We start from the raw sequence: 14,882 nt of genomic DNA, 5'->3' as shown, positions 1-14,882 counted from the left end.
CAGCTTCAAACAGCCTTATCAAACTCACTATGGCAGGAGGGACGGGGCGTCATCGCTCCGTATGGATGGACGTGAAGCGATACTTCCGTGGGCCGGTCATGTGGATCGTGCTGGCCGTCCTTGCCGTGGTCGTGTTGATGCAGGTCGTCGGTTCGTCCGGCGGCTACAAGACGGTGGACACCGGCCAGGTCATTCAGGCCATCAACGACAACAAGGTGGAGTCGGCCAAGCTCACCACCGGCGATGAAAGCACCATCAAGGTCGAGCTGAAGGACGGCCAGAAGGTCGAGGGCTCCAGCAAGATCCAGGCGAGCTACATCGGCGACCAGGGCGTCGACGTGGCCAAGAGCCTGCAGGCCAAGTTCGAGGACAAGCAGATCCCCGACGGGTACACCGTTTCCCCGTCGAAGCAGAACCCCTTCGTGGGCATCCTGCTCTCCCTGCTGCCCTTCGTCCTGATCGTCGTCGTCTTCCTGTTCCTGATGAACCAGATGCAGGGCGGCGGCTCCCGGGTCATGCAGTTCGGGAAGTCCAAGGCCAAGCTCATCACCAAGGACACCCCGAAGACGACGTTCGCCGACGTGGCGGGGTCGGACGAGGCCGTCGAGGAGCTCCACGAGATCAAGGAGTTCCTCCAGGAGCCGGCCAAGTTCCAGGCCGTCGGCGCCAAGATCCCCAAGGGCGTGCTGCTCTACGGCCCGCCCGGAACCGGCAAGACGCTCCTCGCGCGCGCCGTCGCCGGCGAGGCCGGGGTCCCGTTCTACTCGATCTCCGGCTCCGACTTCGTCGAGATGTTCGTCGGTGTCGGTGCCTCCCGCGTCCGTGACCTCTTCGAGCAGGCCAAGGCGAACGCCCCGGCGATCGTCTTCGTCGACGAGATCGACGCGGTCGGCCGCCACCGCGGCGCCGGCCTCGGCGGCGGTCACGACGAGCGCGAGCAGACCCTCAACCAGCTGCTCGTCGAGATGGACGGCTTCGACGTGAAGGGCGGCGTCATCCTGATCGCCGCCACCAACCGGCCCGACATCCTCGACCCGGCGCTGCTGCGCCCGGGCCGCTTCGACCGGCAGATCGCCGTCGACCGCCCGGACATGCAGGGGCGCCTCGAGATCCTCAAGGTGCACCAGAAGGGCAAGCCCGTCGCGCCCGACGTCGACCTGTCGGCCGTCGCGCGCCGCACCCCGGGCTTCACCGGCGCCGACCTGTCGAACGTGCTGAACGAGGCGGCGCTGCTCACGGCGCGCTCGGACAAGAAGCTGATCGACAACAAGATGCTGGACGAGGCGATCGACCGCGTGGTCGCGGGCCCGCAGAAGCGGACCCGGATCATGTCCGACAAGGAGAAGAAGATCACCGCGTACCACGAGGGCGGACACGCCCTGGTCGCGGCGGCCTCCCCGAACTCCGACCCGGTCCACAAGATCACGATCCTCTCCCGCGGCCGCGCCCTCGGCTACACGATGGTGCTCCCGGACGAGGACAAGTACTCGACCACGCGCAACGAGATGCTCGACCAGCTCGCCTACATGCTGGGCGGCCGCGCGGCCGAGGAGCTCGTCTTCCACGACCCGACGACGGGCGCGGCGAACGACATCGAGAAGGCCACCAGCACGGCCCGCGCGATGGTCACGCAGTACGGCATGACCGAGCGGCTCGGCGCGATCAAGTTCGGCGGCGACAACACGGAGCCGTTCCTCGGCCGTGAGATGGGCCACCAGCGCGACTACTCGGAAGAGGTCGCGGCCCTCGTCGACGAAGAGGTCAAGAAGCTCATCGAGACCGCGCACAACGAGGCGTGGGAGATCCTCGTCGAGAACCGCGACGTCCTGGACAACCTGGTCCTCGCGCTGCTCGAGAAGGAGACGCTGAACAAGGAGGAGATCGCCGAGATCTTCGCCCCGATCGTGAAGCGTCCGGCCCGCCCCGCGTGGACCGGCTCCTCCCGCCGCACCCCCTCGACCCGCCCGCCGGTGCTCTCCCCCAAGGAGCTCTCGCTGACGAACGGGGCGAACGGGACGGCGCCCGCCATCGAGTCCACCACCCCGGTGGACACGGTGAAGGAAGACCGCCCCGAGAGCTGACACGAGGCGACTCACAGCCCGGAATGCAGGCCGCGTCCCCCACGCTTTACGGTGTGGGGGACGCGGCCTTTTGTGCGACCGCGCCTGCACTTGACGAGAAGAGGCACCTCATGACCGACCCGGTGACGCTGGACGGCGACGGCACGATCGGCGAGTTCGACGAGAAGCGCGCCGAGAACGCCGTGCGCGAACTGCTCATCGCCGTCGGTGAGGACCCGGACCGTGAGGGCCTGCGGGAGACCCCGGCCCGGGTGGCCCGCGCGTACAGGGAGATCTTCGCGGGCCTGTGGCAGAAGCCCGAGGACGTCCTGACGACGACGTTCGACCTGGGCCACGACGAGATGGTCCTGGTGAAGGACATCGAGGTCCAGTCGAGCTGTGAGCACCACCTCGTGCCGTTCGTGGGCGTCGCGCACGTCGGCTACATCCCGTCGGCCGACGGCAAGATCACCGGTCTGTCGAAGCTGGCCCGCCTCGTCGACGTCTACGCCCGCCGTCCGCAGGTCCAGGAGCGGCTGACCACGCAGATCGCGGACTCCTTGATGGAGATACTGGAGCCGCGCGGCGTCATCGTCGTCGTCGAGTGCGAGCACATGTGCATGTCGATGCGGGGTGTGCGCAAGCACGGCGCCAAGACGATCACGTCGGCGGTGCGGGGCCAGCTCCGGGACGCGGCGACGCGCAACGAGGCGATGAGCCTGATCATCGGCCGCTGAGCCCCTCAGCGGCCCGTGGGCCGGTCAGGCGGCCGTCGCCGTGCCCTCGGTGTCGTCGTCCTCCGGGAGCTTGCAGACGCGCTCCAGGAAGAGGGCCGCCGCTATCACCGCGATCCCGGCGAGGACCGAGAAGCCCGCGTAGATGGCCTGATCGCGTCGGGCCGGGACCTCCAGCCACTCCAGGAGGAAGACACCGGTGCCGCCGTACATCCCGGCCACCAGGGCCGCGACCAGCGCGCTGGCCTGGCCGAAGACCAGCGCCCGGGCGGCCATCATCGGGTCGACGCCCTTCGCCTCCGGGCGCCGCTCGCGCTGGGCCTTGAGCCGGGAGCGGATGGACAGGGCCGTCGCGAGGAGCACGGCGGCGATCACCGCGAGGACGATCGGCGCGGCCAGCGGGACCTTCGGCAGCGTGCCGAGGGAGTCCCACAGCCGGGCGCCGGCCCAGGACAGCACCCCGGCGGCCAGGAACAGGCCCGCCAACGTCCTGATGCGCAGTTGCTTCATCCCCGTGCATAGCCCTTCATGTGTCCCCGGGCCCCGTCTTCCCGGCCTGCCCGCACGACCTTAACGATTACTCGGGCAGCCGGAGTTCCAGGTCGGCGCGCGGCGCCACCCCGTCGCGGGGCACACCGGACAGCAGCTCGGCGACCGGACCCAGGCCGGGCACCTGCGCGTCCGGCTCCACGTCGTGCCACGGGGCGAGGACGAAGGCCCGCTCGTGGGCGCGCGGGTGCGGCAGCGTGAGCGTCGGGTCGTCGGAGACCACCTCGGCGTAGGCGACGATGTCGACGTCGAGGGTGCGCGGGCCCCAGCGCTCGTCCCGGACGCGGTGGAACGCCTCCTCGACGGCGTGCGCGCGCTCCAGGAGCGAGGCGGGCGGCAGCGTCGTCTTCAGCACCACCACCGCGTTGAAGTACGAGGGCTGGCTGCCGGGCTCGACGCCCCACGGCTCCGTCTCGTAGACCGGCGAGACCGCTTTGACGCGGACGCCCGGGGTGTCCTCCAGGGCGTCGACGGCGCCCTGGAGGGTCTCCAGGCGGTTGCCCAGGTTGGCGCCGAGGGAGAGGACGGCGCGCCGGGGGTTGGAGAGCGTGGTGTCGGCGGCGTCGACCTGCGCCGTCACCGAGGTCGGCACCGGCTGGACGGTCGGGTCGAACTGCGTCTGGTTCATACTCGGCTCCGGGTGATGGTGACGGTCACGTCGTCGAAGGGCACGGTGATCGGGGCGTCCGGCTTGTGGACGCACACCTCGACCTCCTCCACCCCGTCGTGCTTCAGGCACGTACGGGCGATGCGCTCCGCGAGCGTCTCGATGAGGTCGACCGGCTCGCCCGCGACGACGGCCACCACCTCCTCCGCCACGATGCCGTAGTGCACGGTCTTCGTCAGGTCGTCGTCGGCCGCGGCCGCCCGGGTGTCCAGACCGAGCACCAGGTCCACGATGAAGGTCTGGCCCTCCTCGCGCTCCCGGGGGAAGACGCCATGGTGCCCGCGGGCCTTGAGGCCGCGCAGCGCGACACGATCCACGCGAATCACTCCTGCAGTCGTCGGTGAAGGCCGCTCACGCCGATGTGCGGTCGACACGGCAGCCTCGATCGAATCTACCTGCGAGCACGGACAGCACTCGCCCGCGGGGGCTATGGACAGCCGGGCCCGCGGCTGGTAGCCGCCCCTACCCAGTGAGCCCGGAAACCAACCCCGGGAGGGGATTTCGCGCTTCCGCAAGAGCGATTACCACTCAGCCGAGTGGTCCGTCGTCCCCGGGGTTGTCGGGGACGTCCTCGTCGTCGGCGCGTTCGGCGAGACGCGCGCCGTCCGCGTCGTCGTCCGACTCCGCGAGCACCGGGGACGCGTGGTGGGACCACAGCTTCCAGCCGTCGCGGGTGCGCCGGAACACGTTCGTGGCGACGACGAGCTGGCCGACGAGCGGGCCCAGCTCATCGGAGTCGGCGGGGGCCGGACCGCCGCTGAGGATGTTCTCCGTGCAGGTCACGAGGGCCGTGTCGGCGACGACGCTGATCCGTACGTCGGTCAGGAAGAACTGGATGTACTCGGTGTTCGCCATGATCAGCGCGTACGAGCGCAGGACCTCGCCGCGCCCCGTGAGCACCGGCCAGCCCGGGTGCACACAGCTGATCGAGGTGTCCTCGGCGTCGTCGGGGTCCGCGTCCTCGGCGTAGGAGACGTCCTCGGGCGCCAGCCACAGGGACGTCAGCTCCTCGAAGTCGCCGCGCTCCATGGCCTCGTAGTAGGCGCGGTTGGCGGCGTCGACGGCCTGGGTGTCGGTGCTGGTCACTGGGCTCCCTCGACGGCGCGCGCCACCCGGACCGCATCGGCGGTGGCCCGGACCTCGTGGACGCGCACCGCCCAGGCGCCGGTGTGCGCGGCGATGGCGGAGACGGCGGCGGTCGCGGCGTCGCGCTCGCGCGCGGGCGGCGGTGCGCCCTCCTCGTCGGCGAGTACGTGGCCGAGGAACCGCTTGCGGGAGGCGGCGACCAGGACCGGGTGGCCGAGGGCGCGCAGCTCGCCGAGGTGGGCGAGGAGGGCGAGGTCGTGCGCGGGCTCCTTGGAGAAGCCGAGACCGGGGTCGACGACGATGTGGTCGGGGGCGATGCCGCCCTCGACGATGGCCTCCACGCGCGCGTGCAGCTCGCCGACGACCTCGGCGACGACGTCCTGGTAGCTGCCGCGGATGGTGGCGCCCTCCAGGAAGCCGCGCCAGTGCATCACCACGAAGGGCGCTCCCGCGGCGGCGACGACCGGGACCATCGCCGGGTCGGCGAGACCGCCGCTCACGTCGTTGACGAGGACCGCGCCCGCCGCGAGCGACTGCTCGGCGACGCTGGCGCGCATGGTGTCGACGGAGACGGTGACCCCTTCACCGGTCAGGCCGCGCACGACGGGGATGACGCGCTTGAGCTCCTCGTCCTCGTCGACCCGGGTCGCGCCGGGGCGGGTGGACTCGCCGCCGACGTCCACGAGGTCGGCGCCCTGGGCCACGAGGTCGAGGCCGTGCTTGATCGCCGCGGTGGTGTCGAACCAGCGGCCCCCGTCGGAGAAGGAGTCGGGCGTCACGTTGACGACGCCCATGACCGCGCAGCGGTCCCAGACGGGGAGGTGGGCTACGTGGCCGCGGTGGACCTGCGACGTGCTCATGGCCTCCAGCCTAGAGCCGGATCCGGTGGGGCCGCGTCGGGGTGGGCGGCTACCGGGGCGGGGCGGTGGTGTGCGGGGCCGGGTGCGGGTTCCGTCGTGGTCGCTCGCGCCGTTCCCCGCGCCCCTGGCGGTGACCTCAGGCGGCCTGCGTCCCCTGTTCCTGGAGGCGGTGGCGCAGAGGGCGGGGGAGGCGGATCGTCACGAAGCCCTCCGCCTGCATGGCCGCCCAGCCGATCCTCGGGAGGTCCTTCGTGGAGTCGTAGACCACGAAGCGGGGGTGCCAGCGCGGGTGGAACTTGGCGTTGAACCTGTACAGCGACTCGATCTGGAACCAGCGCGAGAGGAACACCAGCAGGCCGCGCCAGGCGCGCAGGACGGGGCCCGCGCCGATGCGCTCGCCGCGCGCGAGTGCCGCGCGGAACATGGCGAAATTGAGCGACACGCGCGCGATGCCGAGTTTCGGGGCAGCTTCGAGGGCGGCGACGATGAGCAGCTCGTTCAGCCCCGGGTCGGCGTCGCGGTCGCGGCGCATCAGGTCGAGGGAGACGCCGTCGTCGCCCCAGGGGACGAAGTGGAGCACCGCCTTGAGATCGCCGTAAGGGCCGGGCTCGGTGCCTGCCGCGTCGCTCCTGTGGGCCGTGGCGATCAGACAGTCGGCGTCCGACGCGTCGCCGATCCGGCCGAGCGCCATGGAGAAGCCGCGCTCGGTGTCGGTGCCGCGCCAGTCGTCGGCGGCGCGGCGGACACGGGCCAGCTCGGCGGGGGCGAGGTCACGGACGCGCCGCACCCGGGTCTCGTAGCCATGGCGCTCGATCCTCCTGACCATCTGGCGCACATTGCGCATCGCGCGCCCGGCCAGGGTGAAATCCGCGACGTCCACCACCGCCTCGTCGCCCAGTTCGAGCGCGGTCAGGCCGGTCTCGCGGGTCCACACCTCGCCGCCGGTCTCGGAGCAGCCCATGACGGCCGGGGTCCAGGAGTGGGCGCGCGCCTCGTCCATGAAGTGCTCGATGGCGCCGGGCCAGGCCTCCACGTCGCCCACGGGGTCACCGCCCGCGAGCATGACGCCGGAGACCACGCGGTAGCAGACGGCCGCCTTGCCGCTGGGGGAGAACACCACGCCCTTGTCGCGGCGGAGCGCGAAGTGGCCGAGGGAGTCCCGCGCGCCGTGCTTGTCCAGGAGGGCGCGCAGTCGTACCTCGTCCTCCTCGCTGAGCCACGCGGCCGGCCGCGCGGGGCGGAAGGCCAGATAGACGGTGGTCAGAGCGGTGATCAGGCCGAGCGCGCCCAGGGACACCGCGACCGTGCGCGACGTGGTGCCCGCGTAGTCGAGCGGCCCGTCGACGCCGAACAGGCCGTACAGGACGTGCTCCAGGCGCTCGGCGAGGCTCGGGTTGCCGACGATCCGGTGCGGATGGACGCTCACGATGGCGAGGCCGAGCAGGATCGACCCCGCGCCCATGAGCACGAAGTTCGTCAGCGCGCGCCAGCGGCTGCGCGGGTCGGGCAGGGCGTCGAACTGCCCGCGGTGCCTGGCGAGCAGCCACAGGAGCAGCAGCGGGATGACGACGCCGACGAACGAGTGCCGGTACGCGAACTGTGCGCAGGCGCCGAACGGCAGCAGCACCACCGCCGCCCGCCAGGCCCGCCGCTTGCGGCGCCGCAGACCGTGCGCGAGCAGGAGCAGCAGGACGCCGCTGCTGAGCGCGAGCGCCGCGGCGAACGGGCCGAGCGTGCCCGGCAGCACCTCGGCGAGGGTATGCATCCGGCTGTGGCGGAAGCGCGGGAAGACGCCGGCCGCGATGTCGAGGAACCCGGCCAGGACACAGGCCCGGGCGATCAGGGCCGGTACGGACTCCGGTCGCGGGCCCCGCGGCACGCGCCGCGCCCGGCCCGCTGATCCCCCGGAAGCCTCCGCGCCCCGAACCGCGCTTTTCCTGACGAACATCGCATTCCCGTAGTTCCGCGAGAAACGTGAACGCGGTGCCATATCCGGCATCCGCGACTTGCGCCCTCTAGGACGGGACGACGGGGAGACCGGTTCACTCCCCGTCGCAAAGTCACCGCAAACAGCGAGGCAAGGGACTACTTGGCGAGCGGGGTCACCGTCTCCAGCTCGACCTCCGCGCGCGTGATGTCCCGCGCGTCCGCCGCCGTAGAGCGGCGCAGCGCCTCGTGGAGCCTGGCCGGGGTCAGGACCCCGAGGAAGCGGCCCTCGGAGCGGGCGTCGATGACCGCGATCCAGCCCGCGTCGTGCTGGAGCATCGTCGCGAACGCCTGCTTGAGCGAGGCGCCGACCGGCAGCCACGCCTCCATGCGGCGGGCGTGGTCGCGCACGGTGCCGCCCGCGCCCTGTGCCGCCGCCTCGCGCGCGTGCTCGGCGGAGATCCAGCCGTGCAGGTTGTTGTCGCGGTCCAGGACGACGGCCCAGCGGGCGTCGAGGTCCGCGGGCAGCGGGTCGTCGAGGTGGACGACGGGCGGCTGCTCCAGGTCGCCCTCCTCGATGGGCGTCACCGACAGGCGCTTCAGGCCCCGGTCGGCACCGACGAAGTCGGCCACGTACGGGGTGGCGGGGGCGCCGAGGACCGCCGACGGGGTGTCGAACTGCTCGATGCGACCCTGCCCGTACACGGCGATGCGGTCACCGAGGCGGACGGCCTCCTCGATGTCGTGCGTGACGAACAGGACGGTCTTGCCGAGCGTCTGCTGGAGCCGCAGGAACTCGGTCTGGAGGTGGTCGCGGACGACCGGGTCGACGGCGCCGAACGGCTCGTCCATCAGCAGCACGGGCGGATCGGCGGCCAGCGCCCGGGCCACGCCGACGCGCTGGCGCTGACCGCCCGAGAGCTGCTCCGGGTAGCGGTCACCGAACGTCTTGGGGTCCAGGCCCACCAGGTCGAGCAGTTCGGCGGCGCGCTCGCGGGCCGTGGCGCGCTTGACGCCGAGCAGGTGGGGCACGGTCGCGGTGTTGTCGAGCACCGTCTTGTGGGGGAAGAGGCCGACCTGCTGGATGACATAGCCGATACGGCGCCGCAACTGGACGGGGTCGATCGCGGATATGTCGTCGCCGTCGAGGAAAATCCGGCCCTCGGTCGGCTCGATCAGCCGGTTCACCATCTTCATCGTCGTGGTCTTGCCACAGCCCGAGGGGCCGACGAGGGTGACCAGTTCGCCCTCGTTCACCTCGAAGGACAGGTCGTCGACGGCAGTGGTGCCGTCCGCGTACCGCTTGCTGACGTGCTCGAACCGGATCATGAGACCCCATTCTGCCGCGCCGGGCCGCCCACGGACACGGCCCGGCACGGCAGTCGTGTGAAGGGAATGTTGCGGGGAGGGGACGGGTCTCGGCCATTGTCAGTGGTCCCCGCTAGGGTCGTCGGCAGTCAGAAAAGGTGCGTGCGCTCGTACGGATCACTGACATACGTTCGGGGAAGCGGGGGAGGTGGGCGGGGTGAGCGAGCAGAACTGCCTGGTGGCCAATGACTGGGTGTGCGGGGAGTATCTGCGCACCCGCAGCCAGGAATTGGTGGACGCGACCGTCCAGCACATAGGGATCACCGTGGTCTCGGTGCTGATCGGCGTCCTGATCGCTTTTCCGCTCGCGCTGCTCGCCCGGCACAAGCGGGCTCTGGCGGGGCCGGTACTCGGTCTGACGACGGTGTTCTACTCGGTTCCCTCGCTGGCGATGTTCTCGCTCCTGCTGCCCCTTTTCGGGCTCTCGGTCTCGCTCGTCGTCACCGGACTCGTCCTGTATTCGCTGACGATTCTCGTGCGCAACATATTGGCGGGGCTCCAGGCCGTGCCCGAGGAGGCCAGGGAGGCCGCGCGCTGCATGGGGTACGGGCCGCTGCGGCTGCTGTGGGAGGTCGAACTGCCGCTGGCGCTGCCCGCGCTCCTCGCGGGCGTCCGGATCGCGACGGTCTCCACGGTGGCGCTGACGACGGTCGGCGCGATCGTCGACTACGGCGGCCTCGGCACGCTGATCCTCGACGGCCTCGACAGCGACTTCAAGGCGCAGGTGCTGACCGCCTCGGTCCTCTGCGTGGTGCTCGCGATCCTCGCGGACCTGCTGCTGCTCGGCGTGCAGCGGTGGCTGACGCCGTGGACGCGGGTGGCGGCGGCCGGACGCTCCGCGCGCGGCACCCGCATACGCAAGGGCGACGCGGCCTCGGCCTCGGCCCCGGTGGAGCCGGAGAAGGTGGCATGAACGCGATATCGGGGGCGTGGGACTGGCTGAGCACGGGCGCCAACTGGCAGGGCGAGAAGGGGGTGTGGCACCGCCTCGCCGAGCACCTGTACTTCAGCGGTGTCGCGCTCGGCGTCGCCTGCCTCGTCGCGCTGCCGCTCGCCCTGTGGCTCGGACACATCGGCAAGGGCGGCGCCCTCGCGATCAACGTGTCGAACGTGGGGCGCGCGGTGCCGACCCTGGCCGTCCTCGTCCTGCTGACCCTCACCCCGCTGGGCCGCCACGGTGACGTGCCGACGCTGATCGCCCTGGTCCTGTTCGCGGTGCCGCCGCTGCTGACCAACGCGTACGTGGGTATGCGCGAGGTCGACCGCTCGGTGGTGGAGGCGGCGCGCGGCATGGGCATGAGCGGCCGCCAGGTCTTCGCCCGGGTGGAGCTGCCGCTGGCGTACCCGCTGGTGATGACCGGGCTGCGGTCGGCGGCGGTGCAGGTGATCGCGACGGCGACGCTGGCGGCGATGGCCGGTGAGGGAGGGCTCGGGCGGATCATCACGGCCGGGTTCAACCTCCAGGACACGCCCCAGGTGGTCGCCGGAGCCGTGCTGGTGGCCGCGCTCGCCCTGCTCGTGGAGGGCGTTTTCGTGGTGGTGGGACGGGTGCTCGACCCCATGCGGGGTCGGGCGTGAAGGCAATGAGGAGAGCGATGAACAGCAGGACGCGTCGAATGGCCCTGGCCGCTGTGGCGGTCGCGGCGCTGACCGCGGGCGTCACCGCGTGCGGCGGCGACAGCCTGGAGGGCAAGGACGACTCCGGGAGCGCGGGCGGCGGCAAGAAGGGCAAGGTCGTCATCGGCGCCGCGAGCTTCACCGAGGCCAAGGTGCTCGGTGAGCTGTACCGGCAGGCATTGGACGACGCCGGGTACGACGCGTCGGTGAAGACGGTCGAGAACCGGGAGATCTACGAGCCGCAGCTCGCGAAGGGCGCCATTGACGTGGTGCCCGAATACGCGGCGACGCTCGCCGAATTCCTCAACCTGAAGAAGAACGGCTCCAGCGCGAAGCCGGTCGCCTCCAGCGATGTCGACGCCACGGTCGCGGCGCTGCGCAAGCTCGCCGAGCCGGAGGGGCTGAAGGTGCTCGACCCGGGTGAGGCGGTCGACCAGAACGCGTTCGCGGTGAGCGAGAGCTTCGCGAAGAAGCACGGCCTGAAGACGCTTTCCGATCTCGGCAAGTCGGGCGAGAAGGTCAGGATCGCGGCCGGTGACGAATGCGAGAAGCGGCCGTTCTGCGCGCCGGGCCTGGAGAAGACGTACGGCATCGACGTCACGGGAATCGACCCCAAGGGCGTCGGTACCACGCAGTCCAAGCAGGCCGTGAAGAACGGGACGGACCAGCTGGTCCTGACGACCACGACCGACGCGACGCTGAAGAACTTCGGCCTCGTTCTCCTGGAGGACGACAAGAAGCTCCAGAACGCGGACAACATCATTCCCGTCGTGAACGCGAAGGACGCCGGGGACCAGGGGATATCCGATGTCCTCGGGAAGCTGACCAAGACGCTGACGACGGACGACCTGATCGAGTTGAACCGCAAGGTCGACGCGGAGCGCCAGAAGGAAGCGGATGTCGCGAAGGACTATCTGGAGTCCAAGGGCCTCATCGGTAAATGATCTTGAAGTCCGGAACGGAACAGGCGGTCCGGGTGTCTTCCACGGTGAGTCCGGTGCTTTCTGTGCCGCCTGTGCCCGAATTTTGCCGGGCGGGGCTTCGGGATTCGCCTACGCGCGGTAAGTTTCTGGCCATGCCACGTGGACGCCACCGCCATTCCCCACCCCTGCACCGACTGCTGCCCCCTTCGGTGATCGCCGGTGTGCCGCTCGTCTGCGCGGGCGGCGTCTGGTTGTCCGACGATCCGCTCGTGCTGCGCTGCGTCACCGCGGCCGCCGCGGCAGCCGCCGTGATCGGCGCCGTCGTGATGCGGCGCTGGGACCGCCTCGCGGGCAAGCAGGTCGCCGAGCTGACCCGGGGCGCCGCGAGCGAGCGCTGGCGGCACGAGGAGGCGGTGGCGGAGCTGGAGGGCGACCTCGAGGAGTCCCGCGAGCTGCGCTCCCGGCTCGAGGCCAAGCTCCGCGCGAAGCGCTCCGAGCTGGCGGGGCTGCGCAACGAGCACGCGGCGCTGCTGCGCCGCTACGCCAACGCCGAGACCGAGCGGGCCAGCGCCCTGGAGGGCCGCCGTCGACTCGCCATAGAGGCCACGTCCCCCGCCAAGGCACTCCCGGCGGTGGCGGGCAGCCCCGGCGGTACGGCCACCCCGGTCCTGTACCTGCGGGCCAACGCGGCGCTCGACCGCCTCGCCCGTCCTGAGCCGAAGCCGGCCCCGGAGGCCGATTCGCGGGGGAAGTCCTCCGCGGCGTCCGGCCACTACACCGTGCCGGCCGCCGCGGCCGTGATGCCCGCGGCGCCCGCGCGGAAGGTCCCGCAGGGCGGCTTCGACTTCTTCGGCACGAGCGGCTCCGCCGGGAAGCCGGACGAAAACCCGCACGAGGACCCGCATGAGGACCTGGCCGACGTCATCGGGGACGAGGCGCTCGCGGAGCGGGCGAAGGAGCGGGAACAGGCGAAGGAGCAGGAGCGGGCGCGCGAGCACGAGGCCGCCGAGCACGACGCCGCCGACGAGACCCTTGCCGGCAAGAAGGTCACCGAGGACGCCGCCGAGCAGGAGGTCATCGACCTGACCGCTCACGACGAGACCGAGCAGATCGACGTCGGCGGCCTGAGGTCCGCGCTGCGGGCCTGATCCCCCCACGTGTGCACAAGGGCGCCCTGCTTCTCGCAGGGCGCCCTTACTTCTGGCTCATCCACCGGTCGGGCCGCGCCTCCCGGCGCCCCGTCCGGGACCGGTCCGCCTGGGCGCGCAGCAGCTCCGCCGCCTCCTGGGCGTCGCGCAGGCGGGCCGTCACCGTCTTGTTGGCGCCGGTGTCGAGGTGCAGGTCGGCGACGCGCAAGCACCGCTCCCAGGGGCCCTGGGTCAGGCGGACGCTCTGCACCTTGGCGTGCGGGACGAGCGAGACATGGCGCCGGAGCAGTCCGTGGCGCGCCGCGAACGCCGTCTCCGTGACGGCGACCCCGTACGCCCGCCACCACACCGGCACGCACCAGCGCCCGCGCCGGGGCGCGGGCGTGAAGTCGGCGGGCTTGGGCACGGCGATGCCCGGCAGGACCCGCGCGACGACGTCCTCGGCGTGCTCGCGCGGGGCGACGGGCACGAGGACGGAGTTGGCGGAACCGGCGACGTGCAGTTCGACGCGGACCCAGCCGAGCCGCCGCCACAGCAGCGGTTCGACGAGGCGGACGGTCTGCACGCGGCCCGGCGGCACCGTCTCGTGCACCCGGTCGAGCAGCCCGTGGTCGATGCGCAGGCCGTCCTGGGACTCGCCGACCGTCCAGTCGTACTCCTTGATGAAGCGGCCCGCGCTGTGCGTGAACGCGCCACCCGCCAGCGGCACCCCGGCCGCGATCACTGTCCACAGGTTGTGGGTGAGGAACCAGAGGAAGGCCGGGACGGCGAGCGCGGCGAGCAGCATCGCCCAGGGCGCGCCCGTCAGGAGCAACGACACCGCGAGCGTGCGCGGGGGCGTGTGCAGGAGCTGACGCGCGGGCGCCTCGCCCACTTCGCGCGCCGACTCGGGGGCGAAACCGGCCGCCCTTGCGAGCAGTTCGGCGCGCAGGTCGCGTGCCTCCTTCTCGCCCAGGAAGGAGAGTTCGTCCTTCTTGTCGGTGCCCACCACGTCGAGCTTCAGCTTGGCGACGCCGAGGAGGCGCGCCGCGAGCGGCTGGGTGATGTCGACGGCCTGAAGGCGGTCGAGGCGGATGTGCGCGGTGCGGCGGAACAGCAGGCCCGTGCGGATGCGCAGCTCGGTGTTGGTCACCGCGAAGTGCGTGAACCACCAGGTGAGGAAGCCGTACAGGGCGGCGGCCGGGACCAGGACGGCGAGCCCGATGGTCAGGGTGGTCCCGGTCAGCCGGGCGAGCTGGCGCTGCGCCTGGTCCATGTCGTGCACGGCCCAGCCGAGCAGCACGGCTATCGGCGCCCAGGCCCGCCGGAACGGTGTGACGGGGTGCAGCCGCCGCTCCCGCAGGGCGTCGGCCGGCGGGGCGCTCGCCATCTCCTCCGTCCCGGGCCCGGCCGTCACAGCCCCGCCGATCGGGCCTCGCCCAGCTCGGTGAGGCGGTCGCGGAGGCGTTCCGCCTCGGCCGGGGCCAGGCCGGGGATCGTCGCGTCGGTGGCGGCGGCCGCGGTGTGCAGTTGCAGGCTGGCCAGGCCGAACCTGCGCTCAAGAGGGCCCGAGGTCACCTCGACGAGCTGCATCCGCCCGTACGGCACAATCGTTTCCTCACGCCACAGGACGCCGCGGCTGATGAGCAGGTCGTCGGCGCGCTCGGCGTAGCGCCACGAGCGCCAGTTGCGGCCGAGCATGAGCCGGCCCCAGGCGAGGACGGCGAGCGGCAGCAGGGCGAAGGCGGCCCAGACCGGGCCCGCGAACAGCCCGAGCAGCACCCCGAGCGCGACCGCGGGCGGCAGCAGCCACAGCGCGAGCAGCAGTCTGCGCAGCTTCAGCAGCCCCGGCGGAAGGCCCCTCCACGCCGGTTCGTCGCCTGCCGCCGCGGGCCGCGCCCCGGCGCCGTCCGCCGGGCCCGTGGCGCCCGCGGTCCCCGTAATCCCCGTTTCCATGCGTCCACC

15 protein-coding genes are annotated in these 14,882 nt (G+C 71.6%); 6 read left to right on the top strand and 9 right to left on the bottom strand.

All coding sequences use genetic code 11. The features are described 5' to 3' along the window. The first annotated feature begins 65 nt into the window (after positions 1-65). Positions 66-2,081 carry an ATP-dependent zinc metalloprotease FtsH gene (gene ftsH, locus ABZ877_RS12315; RefSeq protein ID WP_361068563.1) on the top strand — a complete coding sequence of 672 codons (2,016 nt, stop codon included), beginning with the start codon at positions 66-68 and terminating at the stop codon, positions 2,079-2,081. Positions 2,082-2,191: 110 nt separating this feature from the next. Beyond that, the gene (folE, locus tag ABZ877_RS12310) at positions 2,192-2,797 is read left to right on the top strand and encodes a GTP cyclohydrolase I FolE (RefSeq protein ID WP_361068560.1); all 606 of its coding nucleotides are present in this window, start codon (positions 2,192-2,194) and stop codon (positions 2,795-2,797) included. A 24-nt stretch (positions 2,798-2,821) separates the two neighbouring features. On the opposite strand, the gene ABZ877_RS12305 is transcribed toward folE, so the two are convergent. From ABZ877_RS12305 to ABZ877_RS12275, 7 genes are all read right to left on the bottom strand, one after another. After that, the gene (locus ABZ877_RS12305; RefSeq protein WP_361068557.1) at positions 2,822-3,304 is read right to left on the bottom strand and encodes a DUF3180 domain-containing protein; all 483 of its coding nucleotides are present in this window, start codon (positions 3,302-3,304) and stop codon (positions 2,822-2,824) included. 67 nt (positions 3,305-3,371) lie between these two features. Further along, positions 3,372-3,971, bottom strand: a complete 600-nt coding sequence (gene folK, locus ABZ877_RS12300) for a 2-amino-4-hydroxy-6-hydroxymethyldihydropteridine diphosphokinase (RefSeq protein WP_361068554.1) — start codon at positions 3,969-3,971, stop codon at positions 3,372-3,374. Further along, complete coding sequence (gene folB, locus ABZ877_RS12295) at positions 3,968-4,327, bottom strand: dihydroneopterin aldolase (RefSeq protein WP_361068551.1); 360 nt, start codon at positions 4,325-4,327, stop codon at positions 3,968-3,970. The genes folK and folB overlap by 4 nt, the downstream gene beginning before the upstream one ends. A gap of 211 nt (positions 4,328-4,538) precedes the next feature. After that, positions 4,539-5,096 carry a nuclear transport factor 2 family protein gene (locus ABZ877_RS12290; protein WP_361068548.1) on the bottom strand — a complete coding sequence of 186 codons (558 nt, stop codon included), beginning with the start codon at positions 5,094-5,096 and terminating at the stop codon, positions 4,539-4,541. Beyond that, positions 5,093-5,956, bottom strand: coding sequence for a dihydropteroate synthase (gene folP, locus ABZ877_RS12285; RefSeq protein ID WP_361068545.1), 864 nt, complete (start codon positions 5,954-5,956; stop codon positions 5,093-5,095). The genes ABZ877_RS12290 and folP overlap by 4 nt, the downstream gene beginning before the upstream one ends. Before the next feature lie 136 nt (positions 5,957-6,092). Then, on the bottom strand, positions 6,093-7,904 hold the full coding sequence (locus ABZ877_RS12280) for a phosphatidylglycerol lysyltransferase domain-containing protein (protein WP_361068542.1): 1,812 nt from the start codon (positions 7,902-7,904) through the stop codon (positions 6,093-6,095). 137 nt (positions 7,905-8,041) lie between these two features. Beyond that, entirely contained in the window at positions 8,042-9,211 is a 1,170-nt protein-coding gene (locus ABZ877_RS12275) for a betaine/proline/choline family ABC transporter ATP-binding protein (protein ID WP_361068539.1), read from the bottom strand. Positions 9,212-9,407: 196 nt separating this feature from the next. Between ABZ877_RS12275 and ABZ877_RS12270 the strand changes: the two genes are divergently transcribed. The 4 genes from ABZ877_RS12270 (at position 9,408) to ABZ877_RS12255 (ending at position 12,938) form a co-directional block, all read left to right on the top strand. Further along, positions 9,408-10,163, top strand: coding sequence for an ABC transporter permease (locus ABZ877_RS12270; protein WP_361068536.1), 756 nt, complete (start codon positions 9,408-9,410; stop codon positions 10,161-10,163). After that, positions 10,160-10,828: an ABC transporter permease gene (locus tag ABZ877_RS12265; protein ID WP_361068533.1), complete on the top strand. Its 669-nt coding sequence runs from the start codon at positions 10,160-10,162 to the stop codon at positions 10,826-10,828. The genes ABZ877_RS12270 and ABZ877_RS12265 overlap by 4 nt, the downstream gene beginning before the upstream one ends. Positions 10,829-10,845: 17 nt before the next feature. Further along, a complete protein-coding gene (locus ABZ877_RS12260) occupies positions 10,846-11,811 on the top strand; it encodes an ABC transporter substrate-binding protein (protein ID WP_361068530.1) in 966 nt (321 codons plus the stop codon). Positions 11,812-11,942: 131 nt separating this feature from the next. Continuing rightward, on the top strand, positions 11,943-12,938 hold the full coding sequence (locus ABZ877_RS12255) for a hypothetical protein (protein WP_361068527.1): 996 nt from the start codon (positions 11,943-11,945) through the stop codon (positions 12,936-12,938). A 46-nt stretch (positions 12,939-12,984) separates the two neighbouring features. On the opposite strand, the gene ABZ877_RS12250 is transcribed toward ABZ877_RS12255, so the two are convergent. After that, on the bottom strand, positions 12,985-14,307 hold the full coding sequence (locus tag ABZ877_RS12250) for a PH domain-containing protein (RefSeq protein WP_361068524.1): 1,323 nt from the start codon (positions 14,305-14,307) through the stop codon (positions 12,985-12,987). A gap of 23 nt (positions 14,308-14,330) precedes the next feature. Further along, complete coding sequence (locus tag ABZ877_RS12245; protein ID WP_361068521.1) at positions 14,331-14,873, bottom strand: PH domain-containing protein; 543 nt, start codon at positions 14,871-14,873, stop codon at positions 14,331-14,333. Positions 14,874-14,882: the final 9 nt, after the last annotated feature.

Origin of the sequence: Streptomyces sp. NPDC046939 (assembly GCF_040644575.1) — a bacterium.
Taxonomy (GTDB): Bacteria; Actinomycetota; Actinomycetes; order Streptomycetales; family Streptomycetaceae; genus Streptomyces.
The sequence above is the reverse complement of the archived record's forward strand: the minus strand, read 5'-3'. Positions and strand labels throughout refer to the sequence as shown.

Excerpts from the sequence above, each read along its gene's own strand:
- ABZ877_RS12305 (WP_361068557.1), bottom strand. The coding sequence starts at position 3,304 with ATGAAGCAACTGCGCATCAGGACGTTGGCGGGCCTGTTCCTGGCCGCC.
- ABZ877_RS12280 (WP_361068542.1), bottom strand. The coding sequence starts at position 7,904 with ATGTTCGTCAGGAAAAGCGCGGTTCGGGGCGCGGAGGCTTCCGGGGGA.
- folK (WP_361068554.1), bottom strand. The coding sequence starts at position 3,971 with ATGAACCAGACGCAGTTCGACCCGACCGTCCAGCCGGTGCCGACCTCG.
- ABZ877_RS12255 (WP_361068527.1), top strand. The coding sequence starts at position 11,943 with ATGCCACGTGGACGCCACCGCCATTCCCCACCCCTGCACCGACTGCTG.
- ABZ877_RS12265 (WP_361068533.1), top strand. The coding sequence starts at position 10,160 with ATGAACGCGATATCGGGGGCGTGGGACTGGCTGAGCACGGGCGCCAAC.
- ABZ877_RS12250 (WP_361068524.1), bottom strand. The coding sequence starts at position 14,307 with ATGGCGAGCGCCCCGCCGGCCGACGCCCTGCGGGAGCGGCGGCTGCAC.
- ABZ877_RS12260 (WP_361068530.1), top strand. The coding sequence starts at position 10,846 with ATGAACAGCAGGACGCGTCGAATGGCCCTGGCCGCTGTGGCGGTCGCG.
- ABZ877_RS12245 (WP_361068521.1), bottom strand. The coding sequence starts at position 14,873 with ATGGAAACGGGGATTACGGGGACCGCGGGCGCCACGGGCCCGGCGGAC.
- ABZ877_RS12275 (WP_361068539.1), bottom strand. The coding sequence starts at position 9,211 with ATGATCCGGTTCGAGCACGTCAGCAAGCGGTACGCGGACGGCACCACT.
- folP (WP_361068545.1), bottom strand. The coding sequence starts at position 5,956 with ATGAGCACGTCGCAGGTCCACCGCGGCCACGTAGCCCACCTCCCCGTC.
- folE (WP_361068560.1), top strand. The coding sequence starts at position 2,192 with ATGACCGACCCGGTGACGCTGGACGGCGACGGCACGATCGGCGAGTTC.
- ftsH (WP_361068563.1), top strand. The coding sequence starts at position 66 with ATGGACGTGAAGCGATACTTCCGTGGGCCGGTCATGTGGATCGTGCTG.